The following is a 17,858-nucleotide window of genomic DNA, read 5'->3' as shown; positions in this document are numbered from 1 at the left end:
ACATAACAAAAGATGTTTTTAAAAAGATTGTAGTATGACAACAAAGAAGAGATTGATTAGACAGATGATGACATTCATTTGTGGAGTAACATTGGTAGCATGCGGACAGGCTCCTACCGTGCAGACCAGTTCTGAGTATGAGGTGATGAGAATCACGACATCCGACAAGGAATTGCAAACGACCTATTCAGCGAGTATCCGGGGAAGACAAGACATTGACATTTACCCACAGGTGTCCGGTTTTCTGACTAAGCTTTGTGTGGAAGAAGGTCAGGCGGTCCGCAAAGGACAAGTCTTGTTTATTATCGACCAAGTGCCTTATCGTGCGGCTTTGCAGACTGCGGAAGCCAATGTAGAGGCAGCACGTGCAAGTGTATCTACGGCTCAACTGACGTATGACAGTAAAAAAGAATTGTTTGCCCAGAACGTGATTTCCGAGTTCGATTTGCAGACATCTTATAATAACCTGCTGACGGCGAAAGCACAATTGGCGCAGACGGAAGCGCAACGTGTAAGTGCCGCCAATAACCTTTCTTATACGGAAGTGAAAAGTCCTGCCGATGGTGTTGTAGGCACTTTGCCCTATCGTGTGGGTGCTTTGGTCAGTGCCAGTCTGCCTAAGCCATTGACTACGGTTTCCGATAATTCCGATATGTACGTTTACTTCTCGATGACGGAAAATCAGTTGCTGGATATGACGCGCCGCTACGGTTCCAGGAGTAAAGCACTGGAGGAAATGCCTGCTATTGGGCTGATTCTGAATGATAAATCCACCTATCCTTCACAGGGTAAGATTGAAACAATCAGTGGAGTTATCGATACTTCTACCGGAACTGTCAGCTTGCGTGCCGTATTCCCGAATAAAGAAGGATTGTTACAGAGTGGGGGAGCCGGTAATGTAGTGATTCCTGTTCAAAAACGGAACTGTATCGTTGTTCCGCAAGCGGCTACTTATGAAGTGCAGGATAAAGTGTTCGTATTTAAAGTAGTAGATGGTAAAGCACAGTCTGCTCCGGTGGAGGTGACCCGTGTGAATGGTGGAAAAGAGTATATTGTAGACAAGGGTTTGAATGTGGGTGATGTAATTGTGGCTGAAGGCGTAGGATTATTGCGCGAAGGTACACCTATTCAAGCTAAGTCAGCATCCTCTGCAACACAAGAAACCGTTAATCAACAAACAAAGGAGGATTAATCCATGAATCTGAGAACATTTATTGAACGCCCGGTATTTTCGGCAGTCATTTCTATAACGATTGTCATTCTGGGTATCATCGGGTTGTTTACCCTGCCCGTCGAACAATATCCTGATATTGCTCCGCCTACCGTTATGGTAAGCACCACGTACTACGGTGCCAGTGCGGAAACTTTGCAGAAGAGTGTTATCGCTCCGTTGGAAGAAGCTATCAACGGTGTGGAAGACATGACCTATATGACGTCTACCGCTACCAATGCCGGTTCGGTATCCATTACCGTCTATTTCAAGCAGGGAACCGACCCGGATATGGCTGCCGTTAATGTGCAGAATCGCGTTTCCAGAGCTACCGGACAGCTTCCGGGAGAAGTAACTCAGGTAGGTGTGACCACTATGAAGCGCCAGACCAGTATCTTACAGATGTTTTCATTGCATAGCCCCGATAATTCGTACGATGAAAACTTCCTTGCCAACTATATGAGTATCAACCTGAAACCGCAGTTGCTGCGTATTGCAGGTGTGGGCGATATGATGATTATGGGTGGTGACTACAGTATGCGTGTCTGGATGAAGCCTGATGTGATGGCACAGTACAAACTGATTCCGTCTGACGTGACGGCAGCACTTGCCGAGCAGAATATTGAGTCGGCTACTGGTTCGTTCGGTGAAAATTCGGACGAAACTTATCAATATACTATGAAGTATAAAGGTCGTCTGATAACACCGGAGGAATTTGGTGAAATCGTAATCCGTTCTACGGAAGACGGTGAAGTGCTGAAGTTGAAAGACATTGCAGATGTGGAACTGGGTAAGGACAGCTACGCCTACAAAGGCGGTATGGACGGTCACAATGGTGTTTCCTGTATGGTGTTCCAGACGGCCGGCTCCAATGCTACGGAAGTAAACCAGAACATTGACAACCTGCTGGACGAAGTGCGCAAAGACCTGCCGAAAGGTGTGGAGCTGACACAGATGATGAGTTCCAATGACTTCCTGTTCGCTTCTATCCATGAGGTCGTAAAGACTTTGATTGAGGCTATCCTTCTTGTGATCCTGGTAGTATATGTATTCTTGCAGGATATCCGCTCCACATTGATTCCGTTGGTGGGTATCATCGTGTCACTGATAGGTACCTTCGCTTTTATGTCCGTTGCCGGATTCAGTATCAACCTGATTACTCTGTTTGCATTGGTACTTGTGATCGGTACGGTGGTAGACGACGCCATAGTCGTCGTCGAGGCGGTACAGTCGAGGTTCGATGTCGGTTATAAGTCTCCTTATATGGCAAGTATCGACGCTATGAAGGGGATTAGTAATGCGGTTATCACCTCTTCACTGGTATTTATGGCAGTGTTCATTCCTGTATCGTTTATGAGTGGTACGTCCGGTACGTTCTATACGCAGTTCGGTTTAACAATGGCAGTTGCCGTAGGTATCTCAGCTATTAACGCTTTGACACTGAGTCCGGCCCTTTGCGCCTTGTTGCTGAGACCTTATATTAATGAAGATGGTACGCAGAAGAATAATTTTGCCGCCCGTTTCCGCAATTCGTTCAATGCAGCTTTCGATGTTGTGGTGAATAAGTATAAGAATGCGGTACTGTTCTTTATCAAGCGTCGTTGGTTGTCATGGTCGTTGCTGGCTTGTTCGGTAGTATTGTTAGTACTCCTGATGAATTCAACGAAGACCAGTTTGGTGCCTGATGAAGACCAGGGTGTATTGTTCGTCAACGTAAGTACGGCTCCGGGTAGTTCACTGAAGACTACGGATGATGTTATGCTTCGTATAGAAGAACGCTTGGAAGCTATTCCGCAAAAGTTGCATATTCAGAAAGTAGCCGGTTACGGATTGCTTTCCGGACAGGGAAATACATTCGGTATGATTGTTATGAAGCTGAAACCCTGGGATGAACGTACAAAGAAAGAAGATCAGGTGCAGGCTGTCATCGGACAGATCTATGCCCGCACGGCGGATATCAAGGATGCCACGATCTTTGCAATTGCTCCGGGTATGATTCCGGGTTATGGTATGGGTAATGCGCTCGACCTGAATGTACAGGATAAGTTGGGCACGGATGTGAATACCTTCTTCCAGACTACCCAGCAATACTTGGGTGCTTTGAACCAGCGTCCCGAAATCTCCATGGCTTATTCTACTTTCGATGTGCGCTATCCGCAATGGACTGTCGAGGTAGATGCTGCCAAATGTAAACGTGCCGGCATTACTCCGGATGCAGTGCTTTCCACACTTTCGGGTTACTATGGCGGACAGTATGTATCTAACTTCAACCGTTTCTCAAAGGTATATAGGGTTATGATACAGTCTGGTCCTGAATACCGCATGGATGAGACTTCGTTGCACAACACCTTTGTGCGGATGGCAAACGGTGAAATGGCTCCGCTGAGCCAGTTTGTTACGCTGACCCGTAGTTATGGTGCCGAGACTTTGAGTCGCTTCAATATGTATAATTCCATAGCTGTGAATGCCATGCCTGCCGAGGGATATAGTACGGGTGATGCCATCCGTGCCGTGAAAGAGACAGCAGAAATCAGCCTGCCGAAAGGTTACGGTTATGACTTCGGTGGTATCACACGTGAAGAGAACCAGCAGAGTGGTACGACGGTAATTATCTTCGGTATCTGTATTCTGATGATCTATCTTATCCTGAGTGCGCTTTATGAAAGCTTCATCGTTCCGTTTGCAGTTATTCTTGCGGTTCCGGTAGGTCTGATGGGTACGTTCTTGTTTGCCAAGATAGCAGGATTGGAGAATAATATTTATCTGCAAACAGGTTTGATTATGTTGATCGGTTTGCTTGCCAAGACAGCCATTCTGTTGACGGAATATGCTGCCGAGCGCCGAAAAGCAGGCATGGGATTGATTGCTTCCGCAGTCAGCGCAGCCAAAGCACGTCTTCGTCCTATCCTGATGACGGCACTCACCATGATCTTCGGTCTGTTCCCGCTGGTGGTAGCTACCGGAGTAGGTGCTAACGGTAACCGTTCGTTGGGTACGGGTGTAGTAGGTGGTATGACCATCGGTACACTGGCATTGCTTTTCATCGTTCCGGCTTTGTTTGTCACCTTCCAGTGGTTGCAGGAACGTCTTCGTCCGGCTCAGTCCATGCCTACCAAAGACTGGCAGATTGAGGAGGAGATGGAAGTGAGTAAGAAAGAAATAGAAGAACATCAATCAAAAGAAAAATGAAGAAACAAATCATCGCTTTAGCTGTCGCAGCCTTGCTGTTGAGTAGTTGCGGCATCTATACTAAATATGAACGTCCCGAAGTCAAGACCGACGGACTTTACGGGCAGGATGTAGAGGTGGAAGACACCACCTCTATCGCCTCTCTCTCCTGGCGCGAGTTGTTCACCGACCCGCAACTACAATCTCTCATTGAGCATGCACTGCAAGGCAATACCGACTTGCAGTCCGCTCAGTGGCGTATCAAAGAAGCGGAAGCCACTCTGTCATCCGCCCGTCTGGCCTATCTGCCTTCTTTTATGTTGACTCCGCAGGGAGGTGTCAGTAGCTTTGATAAATCAAAAGGTTCCTGGACGTACAGCGGCATAGCATCCGCCAGTTGGGAAATTGATATTTTCGGTAAACTGACCAATGCGAAACGCCGTGCAAAAGCTTTGTACCTTCAGAGCCTGGAGTACGAACAAGCTGTCACCACTTCGTTGATAGCCAATGTGGCAAATATGTATTACACCTTATTAATGCTCGATGCGCAATACAACGTATCTGCCGAAACTGCCGCTAAGTGGCGTGAGAGCGTGAAGACAATGCGTGCCATGAAAGCAGCAGGTATGACGGATGAGGCCGGAGTAGCCCAGACCGAAGCAAACTGTTATATGGTAGAAGCTTCTTTGCTCGACCTGAAACAGCAAATCCGTGAAGTCGAGAATTCACTTTCTATTTTACTGGGTGATGTGCCCGACGCCATCGAACGTGGAAAGTTACAGGGACAAAGCTTCCCGGAAGAACTTACTGTCGGAGTACCTTTGCAGTTACTTTCCCGCCGTCCCGATGTGAAGAGTGCGGAGCTGTCGTTGGCACAGGCTTTTTATAGTACCAATGAAGCTCGTTCGGCCTTTTATCCTTCCATCACTTTGGGAGGTACGGCAGGTTGGACAAACTCTGCCGGAAGCATGATTATCAATCCGGGCAAACTGTTACTCTCCGCAGTCGGCTCACTGACACAACCTTTATTTAATAAAGGATTGAACATGGCGCAGTTGAAAATAGCCAAAGCCCAACAGGAAGAAGCTAAACTTTCTTTCCAGCAGGCTCTGCTGAATGCAGGAAGTGAAGTGAATAATGCCCTTACCCAAGTGCAGGTGGCCCGTGGCAAAACGGAGTTGCGCGACGGACAGATCACTTCATTGGAAACCGCAGTCCGCAGCACGCAACTGTTAATGAAACATGGTAACTCCACTTATCTGGAAGTACTTACTGCCCAGCAATCGTTGCTCTCTGCCCAACTGACGCAGATAGCCGACCGCTTCGATGAGATACAGGGAATTATCAATCTCTACCAGGCTTTAGGTGGTGGCAGGGAATAAAGAATAAATCAATACTCTCTCTTCTCTCGTTTCTTCATCCCCTTTTATCCTTCACGATGTGGAGTGGTGAGAGGGGATATTTTTAGTGATTAGTGGTGAGTGATTAGTGATTAGTTGCGCTGTCTGCCGCTAATCACTAATCACTCACCACTAATCACTTATTGCAGGTACTGGTCGATCTGCGCCACCGTTGCATCTTTCAGTAATACTTTCTTGTCTTTATCCAGCAGATACAGGGTAGGTATTGCTTTCAGATCATACAGATTTTTTTCTTTTATAACGAGTTTTTTATCATATCCGTTTATCCATTCTTTTGGGAAATCCGGTAAGTGTCTTTCCCATTCTTCCTTATCTTCATCCGGATAAACAGCCAGTATCTTTAAGTTTCCTGCGGCAAACTCATTATTGATGGCGGGTGCCTGTTTCAAGGCTTCTATACCTTCTTCACAAGCATGGCATCCTGGATTGTTGATAAACAGCAGCGTATATTTTGCTTTCACTCCGTAGAGCGTACCGCCTTTCCCGGACGGTAATGTATAGGTGAAATCTTCTGCCGGCCTTCCGATGCGGTTCTGTTCTGCCAGTTCCCTGCGTCCTTGCGGAAGTATTTTCTCCGTATCATTCAACACCTTGCTTTCCAGCATGGCATCCAGCACCGGGATGTAAAATTCCTCATTCCGCATCGGAGAGTTCGGGTCATACAAATACTTTTCGGCTAAATCTGTATAATAGAAGAATACTACTTTCTTTTGGTCTGCCATCTTATACATTTGCTTTATGGCAGCTATCGCGGTAGTGTCCGGAACTACCTTCATAATATCTATAAAGTCCACCCACGCCTGTTCCGTAACATCCGGCAGGTTAATATAAGTGGTATCAGTAAAATCCATATTGTCCCAGTAGTGCCGTACCAGATAATCTGCACGCAATTCGGGGGTATTCAGCATGGCTGGTATAATGGGAAGCGTGAATTTTTTCACGGTGTCTGCCTGAAGTGTTGTTTCCTTGTTGTCATTCGCTTTCCGGCTGCCGCATGAGGCACACAGAATCAGGAACAGGAAGAAAATGTTGAGATAAGTTTTCATAATTCAACTACTTATATATTGAAAGACAAAGATAATGCAAATGTTTTAATTACCATTTGTTAAGTATCAACAAATTAATGAAACCTACCTTTGCACCGCTTTTTTAAAAACAATGAGATATGCAAAGGGATAATTTGGACTTCAAAAACATGAGTGTGAGTAAGTTGTTTACAAAACAACTCTTCCCCACGTTGCTGGGTATGGTATCATCCGCATTGTTCACTGTTGTCGACGGGATATTCGTAGGACGCGGAATAGGCAGTGATGCTATTGCCGCGGTGAATATTGCGGCGCCTATTTTTATGATAGCGGCCGGGTTGGGACTGATGTTCGGTATGGGCGGAGGAATTCTTACTTCCATTAATCTGTCTCGTGGCAAATTGGTGGTTGCCAATATCAATGTCACGCAGTCAATCGTCATGCTGACGATTGTCAGTATCATTATGGGAATACTGTTGACTGTGTTCCCCGAAACTGTAGTAACCTTATTAGGGGCCGAAGGGCATCTGGCGGAATTGTCGGCGGAGTATTTGTTTTGGTTCTCCATATCCATTCCGTCCACGGTTTTACTGGTGGCGTTGCCGTTCTTCGTGCGTCTGACGAACCCTAACTTTGCCATGTGGGCCATGCTGGCGGCCACTGTTGTCAATATTGTACTCGATTATATCTTTATCTTTATTTTTGAGTGGGGATTGTTCGGTGCTGCTATTGCCACTGACTTGGGAGAACTGGTGGGGACACTTTTACTCTTGGGTTATCTGCTTCGCCCGTCCGTATCCGTTCGGTTTGCCAGGCTGAAAATGAGTATCAAGAGTATCCGACTGACACTGAGGAATACATGGTATATGCTGAAACTGGGTGTTTCATCCTGTTTGAGCGAAATGACAATTGCTGTCATGGCTATTGCCGGCAATTATGTGTTTATGAGCCATCTGGGAACGGATGGAGTAGCGGCTTATAGCATTGTCTGCTATCTGTTCCCTATTATTTTCATGGTGTTCAATGCTATGGTTCAGTCGGCACAACCTATTGTCAGCTACAATTACGGTTGCGGACAGTTATTGCGATCCAATAAGGCGTTGCGTTTATGCATCATTTCCGCTGTTGTGTTCGCTTTGCTGATTAGCGGAGTGTTTGTCTGTTTCTCCGGCGATATCGTTTCCTTATTCTTGCCGGATCGGACGAGCCATGCCTGGCAGTATGCGGTTGCCGGTCTGCCTCTGTTTGCTGTCGATTACATTTTCTTCGGGATCAATGTAATCACAATAGGGTATTATACTAGCATTGAGCGTATCAATCTGGCGATGAGACTTACACTGCTGCGTGGTATCTTGCCGGTCTTGTTCTTCTTTATACTGCCTGCATGGTTCGGTGTGACGGGAATCTGGCTTGCGGTGGCGGCGGGAGATATTACTACGACAATCCTTATTTTGCTATGCAGAAAGAAGGTTTAGTATTGATATATCTATGAATTATTTTCGATGTATCCGATATGAAGCGGATAGAAGATACGTGATGGTCTGGGGAAGTAGTAGGAAAGGAGGCAGTCTCTCAAAAAATGAGAGCTACCTCCTTCCGCTTACTGTCAGAGAGAGTTTATACTTATTCTATATATGAAGAAAGTGCATCATTATAATCGACTTCTTTGGCCGGGAATACCCAAGTCCACTGATTGTTGTCCGAAGGCTGGATGGTTATAGCAAACTGTACATGGAAACTGCCTTCCGGATATGCTTTGCGCACGATCGGCTCTTTCCAGCGTTTGTAGTCGAACCAGTCGAAACCTTCGCCCCAGAGCTCTATCCTGCGATACAGTTTTACTTCTTGCAGCAGGTCATCTCCTGTTTTCGTACAGGTATAGGCGGGATTGCGGCCTGAATCCTTATTCAGGGCAACCAGTAATTTTTGTGTTTCTGCATCCTTGCCGCCTATGTGGCAGTTGGCTTCGGCTTCAATCAGATACATCTCTGCCGAACGGAAATTATTCAATTGCCCTATACCCGGTTGGTCGGCACATAATATTTTGAACTGCATATAGGCAAAGATATAACTGGTGCTATAAATTTTGTCGGCATAATCTTTCATAGCCCGGTCATACAGGGCGCCTTTCGAAGCACGTCCGGTAGATGTGGTATATGTTTCACCTTCTTTGGGTCCCAGAAACATGTTCTTACGTACATCGGTTTCAGGAATCTGATCGTACAGTTCTTTACTGATGGAACATGCGTAGGTTCTGCAAATGCTGGCGCTGGAGTTGCTGCCCTGATAGGCAAAGAATGAATAATAGTGCAAATTCTGGTCCGTAGCATTGTAACTGCTCCATATCCATTCTTGGTTAGGGGTATTAAAACCGCCATCCACATACTCGGAGTTTGTCATCAACGGATAATTGGCACGTGCCAATACTGCATAGCGTGCAGCGGTTGCCCAGTCTTCACGAGTCAGGGCCGCACGGGCATAGGTGGCATAAGCCACATCGAGGTTCGGACTGTAATTGTCCCCGCTCGCGCGGTCCAGTTCCGATGCTGTGAAATTGGAGATAGCCTCATTCAAATCTTCATAAATCCGGCCGTAAACTTCTGCCAGTGTAGAAGTTGGCAGTTCACCCGTACTCAGGTCTATGCGCAGGGGAAGTCCGCGGCTGGAACCATTATTACTGTCGCACCAGCGATGACAATAGAGTTGGCTCAGCATCATATAGCTGTATGCTCTGAATGTCAGTGCCTGAGCTTTTATAAACTGCTTTTCTTCATTGCTACCGCTGGCATTGTCTATGTTTTCAATGATGGCATTGGCATTACCTATCAGCTTATAATAGTAGAACCAGGGGTAATAACAATAGCTTGAAGTATTTCTTTCGTGATAAAGCGAATTGATGACGGAAGACCATCCGGTCAGGTTTGATTTCTGAAAATCGTTTCCCGGATAGTTGCCATACCACGTCTTGATAGTTCCTTCGCCATTGAATCCTTGTGAACTGAGATATTGGTTGACCATTAACCTGCAAATACCATTTATTGCGAGTTTGGCATTCTGAGTGGTTTCAAAGATAGTGGCCGTACCCGTAGATGATTGGGGTACAGTGTCCAGATAGTTGCTGCCGCACGAGGTCAACAGAACTGTGAGTCCTAATGTGTATAATATCTTTTTCATAAGTGAGCGTTTTATTATTATAGTTTAATGTTGATACCGACGGAGAATACTCTCGGAGTTACCAGATAGTTGTATTGCGAACCGCCGAATGATTGCTGGGGATTCATGCCCTGGCGGGCTGTGAATGTCCATAAGTTCTCGCAATTTGCGCTCACGCTTATTCCCTGCAGGTCCAGTCGTTTCACAAAGGAAGCCGGTAGTCGGTAGCTCAGTGTGAGGTTTTTAACTACTAAATAGTCCGAACTGACAAGCCATCTGGAAGAAGCGGAATTATTGTTTGCACTCATCGTACTGTTTATCTGAGGAATGCCATCTATCCAGATACGGTCTGCCGAGTTTTCTGACATTCCCTCGGGAACCGCTTTCCAGGCATTCATAATGTCGGAGTGGAAGTTGCCGGGTGAAGTGCCTGTAGTCATTAACGAACGGTATACCCCATCATAGGTTTGACCTCCCAGCGAGTAGGTGAACAAGGCGGAGAAAGTAAGTGATTTGTAAGATACCGTACCGGTAAAGCTGCCGTAGACTTTGGGTAGTGCCGAACCGTGGAATTCTTTCAGGGCGTAAGTCGTGTTGTTGGTATAATAAGTGCCGTTGATGGAAGTCAGGCTTTCATTGTCGCTGATGTCAGTACCTTCTGCATTTCCCAATTTGCTGCCATCGGGCAGTGTGATGAAATAGTCTTCCAGATTGAGTGTGTACAGGGAGTTACCGGTGAGTTGGTCGACACCGACATAAGTCGGCAGGAAGAACTCATAACGGCTTTTACCTTCCACTATCTTGTAGTTCCCCGATATGATCCCATCCTTATTTTGTTCAGGCAGTTTCACAATCTTGTTCTTGACGAATGTGGCATTCGTTGCAAAGTTCACTTTCCATTTCTTATCTCTGTAGATATCGATGTCCGTATTGATTTCGAAACCTTTGTTGGAGATGGTTCCCAGATTCTTTGCAATGGTGGCCTGTGCGGATGTGGTGGAAGTGGCTCCTGCTGACAACGGCAGATAAACATCGAACAAAAGATCCTTGTTCCGTTTGTCAAAATACTCAAGACTGATGTTCCAGCGGTTGAACAAACGGCCTTCAAGTGCTATGCCATAAGCCTCTCCGGTCTCCCACTTCAGATCGAGAGCTTCGTTCTGAGATAAATAATATGCCCCGATGTTTGCATTCTGGCTACCGGCATAAAGCCCCATGTAGCCATAATATCCGGTTCCGGCATCATTTCCCACTTGTCCGTAGTTGGCGCGGAACTTCAAAGAGTTTATCCAGGTGAGAGATTGCATGAAGTCCTCTTCCGATATAATCCAGTTTGCACCGATGCTACCGAAGTTACCCCAGCGGTTCTGTTTGGAGAAGCGGGATGAACCGTCACGGCGGAACGAAACTTCCAGATTGTATTTCTCGGCGTAGTTGTAGCGGATACGTCCCAGGTAACTTTCCGTACGATAGTCTGTCTCGTAGCCGGTCAGGCTGGTAATATCTGTGAAGTTCGACAGATTCGGCTTTCCGGCAAATGTCTCGGTCGTCTTGAATGCATACTCATAATCATAATTGTTGGAGTAGTTTTCGTGTGCTGCCAGTACATCTATGTAGTGTTTGCCATATACATGATTCCAGTTCAGTTGCTGCTGGAAGGTATAATTCTTATAGCGGTAAGTCACTCGCTTGGTACGTCCGTTGTTTCCTTTACCGTCACCGATAGTGGCATTGTCGTAAGAGGTCTGTTCGGAGTTTCGCACGTTGAGGTCGCCTTTCACTGTGAATGTGAAGTCGTTCAGGAACTTGACATCTGCAAAAGCAATAGCTTGCAGTGTGTTGCGTATGGTTTTGTCCGTACTCAATTCGTTTTCCCAGATTACATGACGGTCTACATATTGGTTACGGGTGGAGATCGTTACTCCCTCGTCATCTTTATAGTATCCCGGATCGTACTGTTTGTTGTTCAGGGCATCCAAGCGATAAGAACCATCGGCATTATGCAGATGCACGGGATAGATGGGGGCTATCTGACGACAATACATAAATGCATTGGTATATCCGGCGTCACTGTCCCCATTGGTTGCATGAGAATTTTGGTGCGTGCCGGATAGGTTAATGCCTGCCTTGAACCATTTCTTAGGGGTGAAGCTCATGGAGGTACGGGCTGAGATACGATTGAAATCCGAGTTTGTCACATAACCTTTCTCATCCAGATAGCCAATGGAAAAGTAATAGTTACTCTTTTCGTTAGCGGTATTTCCGCTAAAGGAATATTCCTGCCGGTATCCGTTGCGGATGGCATCCGAATACCAGTCAAGGTCATCGGCATATCCCGGAAGGATTTGTGCATCCGAAACCAGATTACCATTCGCGTCGAACAAAGCATTGTCCGCCTTATTATATATATTAAGGTATAGTTGTTCCGAAATCAGATTTTCCGACGCATACTTGGCCGCGGTGGCTGCATCATCACCTGCAGACATACGTGCATTCTTCAGGTTTTGCCAACTTGCTTCCATAAACTGGTTAGGTGAGGTACGCTTATACTCTTTGATACCGCGTGAATAGACTCCTTGGTTGATTTTTAGGTCGAAACTGATTTTGTTGGAAGTCCCTTTTCTTGTGCTGATCAGGATCACACCGTTTGATGCGCGGTTGCCGTATAGTGCGGCTGAGGCTGCATCTTTCAGAACTGAAATGCTCTCTATATCGGCCGGGTTTATATCCGAAATATTTCCTCCGAAAGGAACACCGTCTACCACATAAAGCGGAGTGCTCGAACCGTTTACAGTTCCGATACCGCGAATACGGATTGACGGATCACTGCCCGGTGCACCGTAAGTACTATTAATCTGTACGCCCGATGTCGTTCCTTCCAATGCTGAAGTTACGCTGGAGGTTGGTCGCATTTCAATCTGATCCTGATTGACGGATGAAATGGCTCCTGTCAGCGATGATTTTTTTGCTGTACCGTAGGCTACTGTTACAATCACTTCATCCAGCATCTGAGAATCGTTTGACATGATGATCCTGAGTTGAGGCTTGATTGCAACTTCCTGCGTTTTCATGCCAACAAACGAGATAATTAAGGTTCTGGCATCATTGGGAACATTGGTGAGTGTAAACTCTCCATTTACGTTGGTAATCACTCCTTGCGAGAATCCTTTCACCAGAATAGATGCACCAACCACCGGCTCATTGCCTTCTTCTGAAATCACGACTCCGGTTACTTTGGAGACTTGGGCCAATGTTGCACTTGTCCATAAAAACAGATAAGCCAGCATGATAAATAGTAGTTTCCTTTTCATAAGCTCTCTTTTTAAAATTAGTATTTTTATTTCTCGAGTTCTTGCAGTACTTAAACATGAATAACATCATTAGAGAGCTTCGAAGGGTATGAGTTGTATTATCACCTAATAGGAATAAATAAATCGTATATTAGGAGTAAATAAACATTTGCATTTTAACGTTTGATTTGTTTGCTTTTTAATATTTATTTATATCTTTGCGCTAATCATAACACTAAGTACTGCAAGAACTTAGCTGTCATTTATTTGTTGAATTTTATGGGCTTATTTGAATATAAATAGAGAAAAGTAAAGCCCCCTTCCACACGGCTGTATTCCTTTATTCATCGGGGTTTGCGTGTGGAAGGGGGCTTTTGCTCCTTATCTTGCTTTTATCTTGTTACTATCTTGTCTTTACTTACTCCGTAGTATCCTGCCACGGGTACATATATCGGTTGCATTTGTCGTCCGATGTTTTCTATTTTTCCTTCTGCTTTCAGTCGTCTCAGGTGTTCCATTGCCTTCGATTTCATGAAACCACATATATGCTGGAAGTCCAGGCGTGTCATCAGTTGATGTTCGGCAAAGTATTCCTTCAGTCGCATGTCTATCTCCACGTCCGATAGCTTGCTGGAGTGCCCGCTATGCTTAAAATTCTTCAGTTTTACATTACCTATCTCGTTCTTCAACGCTTGGTCGGCGCGAAACTTGATGCCCTTCAGTTTCACTTTCTCATTTTTTCGTTTCGTTTCCATTGTGATTCCTTCCTCGCATTTCAGTGTAGGATGGAAGTATCCGATGCCGTCCAGATGTACTTGTCGTCCTTCCGCCAATTCTTCTCCCATTATATGCGATAGTGCATCGAGCACTGCCGACACATCCGTCTCTGTCAGCGAACTGCGTGCCTGTATTTTGTGGCGGATTTCGTCTGTTCCTACTTTTCCATTGAGGGTGATGCGTGCATGGATTGTTTTTGGGTCCGTTTGATCGTTAGGTACCGGATTCTCATACCATTCAAAAAGTATAGCCATTGTTTGTCGTTTTATAGATAGATAATGGTGCAAATGTACCATTTATATATAGGAAGAGCAAATTTTAGATAAAGCATCTGGTAGTGTTGACAGTTGTTGGCAGATCTCTTGACAGATGTAGGTAAATATGTTGACGATAGAAAACAAGATGGTTGACGACTGTCAACACTACCAGATGCTTTATCTAAAACATGACAATACTATATGTATAATGTCAACAAACTATATGTATTTAGTTAGCGGTATTAATTTGTAGTAAACCGCTCAAAATACTTGCAAAAGGTATATCTGTGATGCTAACTTCGTGGCATCAATCACTGAACTAACAATTAAATTATGAAGACAAAATTTATGCAATTTATTGCTTCTCTTTGGGAAGGCTGGGGAGAAGTAAAGCAAGTAGTAGAAAATCAGCCGGAAACGACTCCTTTAGCAGCTAACCCTGCTGCGGAGCTTGTGAAGTCCTCACCGGTCAGTCTGACGGATCGAGTAAACCGCTTTCTGCAATCCGCTTATGATTTCCGTTATAATCTGTTGACGGAAGAAACCGAATTCCGTCCGGTGGGTAAAGTGGGAGAGGGGTTCTCATCTGTTGGAAAGCGAGAACTGAATACCTTTTGCCTTGAGGCCCATGCACGGGGAATTGCATGTTGGGACAAGGATATCAGCCGTTATCTTTATTCCACTTGTGTTCCTGCTTATCATCCTTTCCTTCTTTATATGGATGAACTTCCTGCTTGGGATGGAGTGGATCGTCTTGAAGCACTTGCTCGCCGTGTATCTTCCAATCCGTTGTGGATGAAGGATTTCCATATCTGGATATTGGCTCTCACTGCACAATGGCTGGGAATGACGGGAAAGCATGCCAACAGCGTGGCACCTATTCTTATCAGTGCGGAGCAAGGGTGTTTAAAGTCTACCTTTTGTAAAAGTCTGATGCCTGAAACTCTGGCTCGTTACTATTCGGATGAAGTGGAACTGACTTCAAAGGGAAATGTTACCCGTAAAATGTCGGAAATGGGATTGCTGAATCTTGATGAGTTTGATAAATATCCTGCTTCTAAAATGCCCTTATTGAAGAATCTGATGCAGATGGCGAACCTGAATCTTTGCAAAGCCTATCAAAGGAACTATCGCAACTTGCCACGCATTGCTTCTTTTATCGGTACGAGCAATCGTTTTGATCTGCTTTCCGACCCTACAGGGAGTCGCCGTTTTCTTTGTGTGGAAGTGAAAGGGAAGATAGATTGCTCGCATATCGAGCATAAACAAATCTATGCCCAGTTGAAACATGAACTTCTGGAAGGAGTCCGGTATTGGTTTACAGCGGAAGAAGAGTCTGAGTTGAAGGAACATAATAAGAGATTTCAGCGGCACAGTATGATGGAGGAAATTCTTTATGCTTGTTTTCGCCCTGCCATGACTGAAGATAAGGATGAAATGGTACAACGCCTTTCTGCTGCTGATATTTTCAAGGTTCTGAAAAAGCAGAATCCGGCAGCTATGCGTGGAGTTAATCCGAATGCGTTTGCTCAACAGTTAGCTCCTTTAGGGTTTCCCCGCTCGCGGAGTCGTTACGGTAATTACTATTCGGTAGTTGCCTTGCCTGAAAACACCTTTCCACCCGCTAACCTTGATAAATAGGGCGTTTCATGGGTGTGGAGGGGTGAAAATGTTTATAATAAAGACATTTAAAAGAAAAGTGAGTTAAAGGGTATTTAGACAGCTACTTAGCATTTTGGGGCATATTTTTTTCTGTTTAATTCGAAACAAATAATAGTTTTTGTTGTTGAATGTGAAAAAAAGACATATCTTTGTGACTGAACTAATTGACATGATGATATCTTAATATATAGTCATGTCCTCTTCCGGAACGGTCTAAATGTGGCAATTTAATTGGTACCCGGATGAGCGTAGCCTGTATCAGTCTTTGGTACGGGCTTACTCGTCCTGTGTCAAGGGTGCGCCACATACCTGACTGTTGGGATTGGTAGGGCCCCGTACCTCTAATATACATTAGCCGTATAGGGTTGATTTTAAACTTATAATCAAACACTATATGGCTAATTGGCTTTCTATGCAATCGACAGCCGAAAAATACGGCATACCTGAAGAGCAAATCCGTGAATGGATTAGACTCGATTATGTGACGTACTCTTCTTTTTTTAAAAGAGATCCTTGTGATGACCCCAATCCGATGGTGGATACTGATGAACTTGATAAAGTTCTTGAATCGAATTCCATTAAGTCTTGTCCTGATGATGAAACCATTGAGCGAGTTCCTAAAGGCCATTTAGACTGGCTTTATCAGGAAAATGCCCGATTAGCAAAAATCAATGACGACTTGAGAGAAGAGATTTATTCGCATGTTCAGTGGGAGAAAGAGTTAAATGATGATTTTACTAAGATAACAGAGCTTGCAAACAAGGTTATATCCTTGCATCGCCAAATAATCATAGATTATGAAGGTCTATTAAATGCTAAAATGGGAATTAGGGCTTTTTTACGTTATCTGTTTCTTCCTAAAAAGAATAAATACCTCACCTAACCAGTGGATTTCATTTTTTTTAAATCCTTTTCATCTCTTGAATACGGAGCCCGTGATGAGCTCCGTATTCTTTTTTATAGCTACCCCTTTCATTTATATCTCCTATAACAATACTATCTTAATTCTTCTTCACCGTCGGAATCGCTCTCCCCCGATAACGGAGGAATTGGAGGGGTAGAGTGTTCTTTAAGGGGATATGGTAGGTAAAACAATGACCGAGTACCTTTTCTCCCTTTCGCGCGTGCACGTATATATATAATGTGTGCCCTTCCGTGTCCGTCCACACCTTCTTTCAGAAATATGTTCTACAACATCCTTATCAATCAACGAGTTACAAATTAGTTTCAAAAAACCTGTGAAAAAATGATAGATATATTTGGAGCGAATAGATATATCCGCTACTTTTGCACCCGCTTTCCAAGAGACGGAAAGCCTTGAAATTGACATTCTGACAGAAACGGATACTGAACTCCAGCAAATTTCTCTTCTTTTGCTCTTATTCTAACCAAGAATGACGCTGCAGAAAAGAAATTTGAAAAAAAAACTTCCGAAACATTTGGAAGTTATCTGATAAAGTTCTTACCTTTGCACCCGCTTTTGTAGAAAAGCAATTTAAGAATTGACTTCCTGACAGAAACGGTGCTAAGAACATTTTTCTTCTCCTTTTATCTCCCTTTCGCAAAGAGAGACGACGAGAAAAAGAAAAAAGAAAAAAAACTTCCGAAAATATTTGGAGTATATACTTAAAAGTTCTTACCTTTGCATCCGCTTTCTGAAAAGAAAAGCAGTTTAAAAAAGAAGCGATCTTTGAAGAATTTACATAAACAATACAAGTAGTACAAGAGCAAGGTTACTGCATTAAATTTGAAGTAATCTTGGGTATAAAAAAAGAACCGTCAAGTAACTTATATATATAGGTAATTTGCAAACTTTTAATAAACCGAGCGTCCTGAACAGAGCAAAATACTGTCGCTTTTTAATTATTAATTTTTAATTATTAATTTGCGCAGTC

At 44.5% G+C, this 17,858-nt stretch carries 10 protein-coding genes; 6 read left to right on the top strand and 4 right to left on the bottom strand.

All coding sequences use genetic code 11. From position 1 onward, the window contains the following. Positions 1-34 precede the first annotated feature (34 nt). From DWW10_RS11595 to DWW10_RS11585, 3 genes are read left to right on the top strand one after another with little or no spacing between them, the layout of a single operon-like run. A complete protein-coding gene (locus tag DWW10_RS11595; RefSeq protein ID WP_118421729.1) occupies positions 35-1,192 on the top strand; it encodes an efflux RND transporter periplasmic adaptor subunit in 1,158 nt (385 codons plus the stop codon). A gap of 3 nt (positions 1,193-1,195) precedes the next feature. After that, positions 1,196-4,399, top strand: a complete 3,204-nt coding sequence (locus DWW10_RS11590) for an efflux RND transporter permease subunit (RefSeq protein WP_118223654.1) — start codon at positions 1,196-1,198, stop codon at positions 4,397-4,399. Then, complete coding sequence (locus DWW10_RS11585; protein ID WP_118421730.1) at positions 4,396-5,760, top strand: TolC family protein; 1,365 nt, start codon at positions 4,396-4,398, stop codon at positions 5,758-5,760. The genes DWW10_RS11590 and DWW10_RS11585 overlap by 4 nt, the downstream gene beginning before the upstream one ends. A 158-nt stretch (positions 5,761-5,918) precedes the next feature. Here the strand turns inward: DWW10_RS11585 and DWW10_RS11580 are convergent, their stop codons facing one another. Further along, the gene (locus DWW10_RS11580) at positions 5,919-6,845 is read right to left on the bottom strand and encodes a DUF5106 domain-containing protein (RefSeq protein ID WP_118421731.1); all 927 of its coding nucleotides are present in this window, start codon (positions 6,843-6,845) and stop codon (positions 5,919-5,921) included. Between the two features lie 119 nt (positions 6,846-6,964). Here DWW10_RS11580 and DWW10_RS11575 point away from each other — a divergent pair, with 119 nt between their 5' ends. Further along, the gene (locus DWW10_RS11575) at positions 6,965-8,299 is read left to right on the top strand and encodes an MATE family efflux transporter (protein ID WP_118421732.1); all 1,335 of its coding nucleotides are present in this window, start codon (positions 6,965-6,967) and stop codon (positions 8,297-8,299) included. A gap of 148 nt (positions 8,300-8,447) precedes the next feature. Here the strand turns inward: DWW10_RS11575 and DWW10_RS11570 are convergent, their stop codons facing one another. The 3 genes from DWW10_RS11570 to DWW10_RS11560 all read right to left on the bottom strand — a co-directional run bounded on the left by DWW10_RS11570 (position 8,448) and on the right by DWW10_RS11560 (position 14,298). Beyond that, on the bottom strand, positions 8,448-9,998 hold the full coding sequence (locus tag DWW10_RS11570; protein WP_118421733.1) for a RagB/SusD family nutrient uptake outer membrane protein: 1,551 nt from the start codon (positions 9,996-9,998) through the stop codon (positions 8,448-8,450). 17 nt (positions 9,999-10,015) lie between these two features. Beyond that, complete coding sequence (locus DWW10_RS11565; protein ID WP_118421734.1) at positions 10,016-13,288, bottom strand: SusC/RagA family TonB-linked outer membrane protein; 3,273 nt, start codon at positions 13,286-13,288, stop codon at positions 10,016-10,018. A 371-nt stretch (positions 13,289-13,659) separates the two neighbouring features. Beyond that, a complete protein-coding gene (locus DWW10_RS11560; protein WP_022391846.1) occupies positions 13,660-14,298 on the bottom strand; it encodes an HU family DNA-binding protein in 639 nt (212 codons plus the stop codon). A 336-nt stretch (positions 14,299-14,634) separates the two neighbouring features. Here DWW10_RS11560 and DWW10_RS11555 point away from each other — a divergent pair, with 336 nt between their 5' ends. Together DWW10_RS11555 and DWW10_RS11550 are read left to right on the top strand one after the other, a co-directional pair. Beyond that, positions 14,635-15,942: a VapE domain-containing protein gene (locus tag DWW10_RS11555; RefSeq protein WP_022391847.1), complete on the top strand. Its 1,308-nt coding sequence runs from the start codon at positions 14,635-14,637 to the stop codon at positions 15,940-15,942. 415 nt (positions 15,943-16,357) lie between these two features. Beyond that, positions 16,358-16,846 (top strand): hypothetical protein, encoded by a 489-nt coding sequence (locus tag DWW10_RS11550; RefSeq protein ID WP_022391848.1) that lies wholly within the window; start codon positions 16,358-16,360, stop codon positions 16,844-16,846. Positions 16,847-17,858: the final 1,012 nt, after the last annotated feature.

Origin of the sequence: Bacteroides intestinalis (assembly GCF_003464595.1) — a bacterium.
Taxonomy (GTDB): Bacteria; Bacteroidota; Bacteroidia; order Bacteroidales; family Bacteroidaceae; genus Bacteroides; species Bacteroides intestinalis_A.
The sequence above is the reverse complement of the archived record's forward strand: the minus strand, read 5'-3'. Positions and strand labels throughout refer to the sequence as shown.

Coding starts and splice junctions, on each gene's coding strand:
- DWW10_RS11595 (WP_118421729.1), top strand. CDS start 35: ATGACAACAAAGAAGAGATTGATTAGACAGATGATGACATTCATTTGT.
- DWW10_RS11590 (WP_118223654.1), top strand. CDS start 1,196: ATGAATCTGAGAACATTTATTGAACGCCCGGTATTTTCGGCAGTCATT.
- DWW10_RS11585 (WP_118421730.1), top strand. CDS start 4,396: ATGAAGAAACAAATCATCGCTTTAGCTGTCGCAGCCTTGCTGTTGAGT.
- DWW10_RS11580 (WP_118421731.1), bottom strand. CDS start 6,845: ATGAAAACTTATCTCAACATTTTCTTCCTGTTCCTGATTCTGTGTGCC.
- DWW10_RS11575 (WP_118421732.1), top strand. CDS start 6,965: ATGCAAAGGGATAATTTGGACTTCAAAAACATGAGTGTGAGTAAGTTG.
- DWW10_RS11570 (WP_118421733.1), bottom strand. CDS start 9,998: ATGAAAAAGATATTATACACATTAGGACTCACAGTTCTGTTGACCTCG.
- DWW10_RS11565 (WP_118421734.1), bottom strand. CDS start 13,288: ATGAAAAGGAAACTACTATTTATCATGCTGGCTTATCTGTTTTTATGG.
- DWW10_RS11560 (WP_022391846.1), bottom strand. CDS start 14,298: ATGGCTATACTTTTTGAATGGTATGAGAATCCGGTACCTAACGATCAA.
- DWW10_RS11555 (WP_022391847.1), top strand. CDS start 14,635: ATGAAGACAAAATTTATGCAATTTATTGCTTCTCTTTGGGAAGGCTGG.
- DWW10_RS11550 (WP_022391848.1), top strand. CDS start 16,358: ATGGCTAATTGGCTTTCTATGCAATCGACAGCCGAAAAATACGGCATA.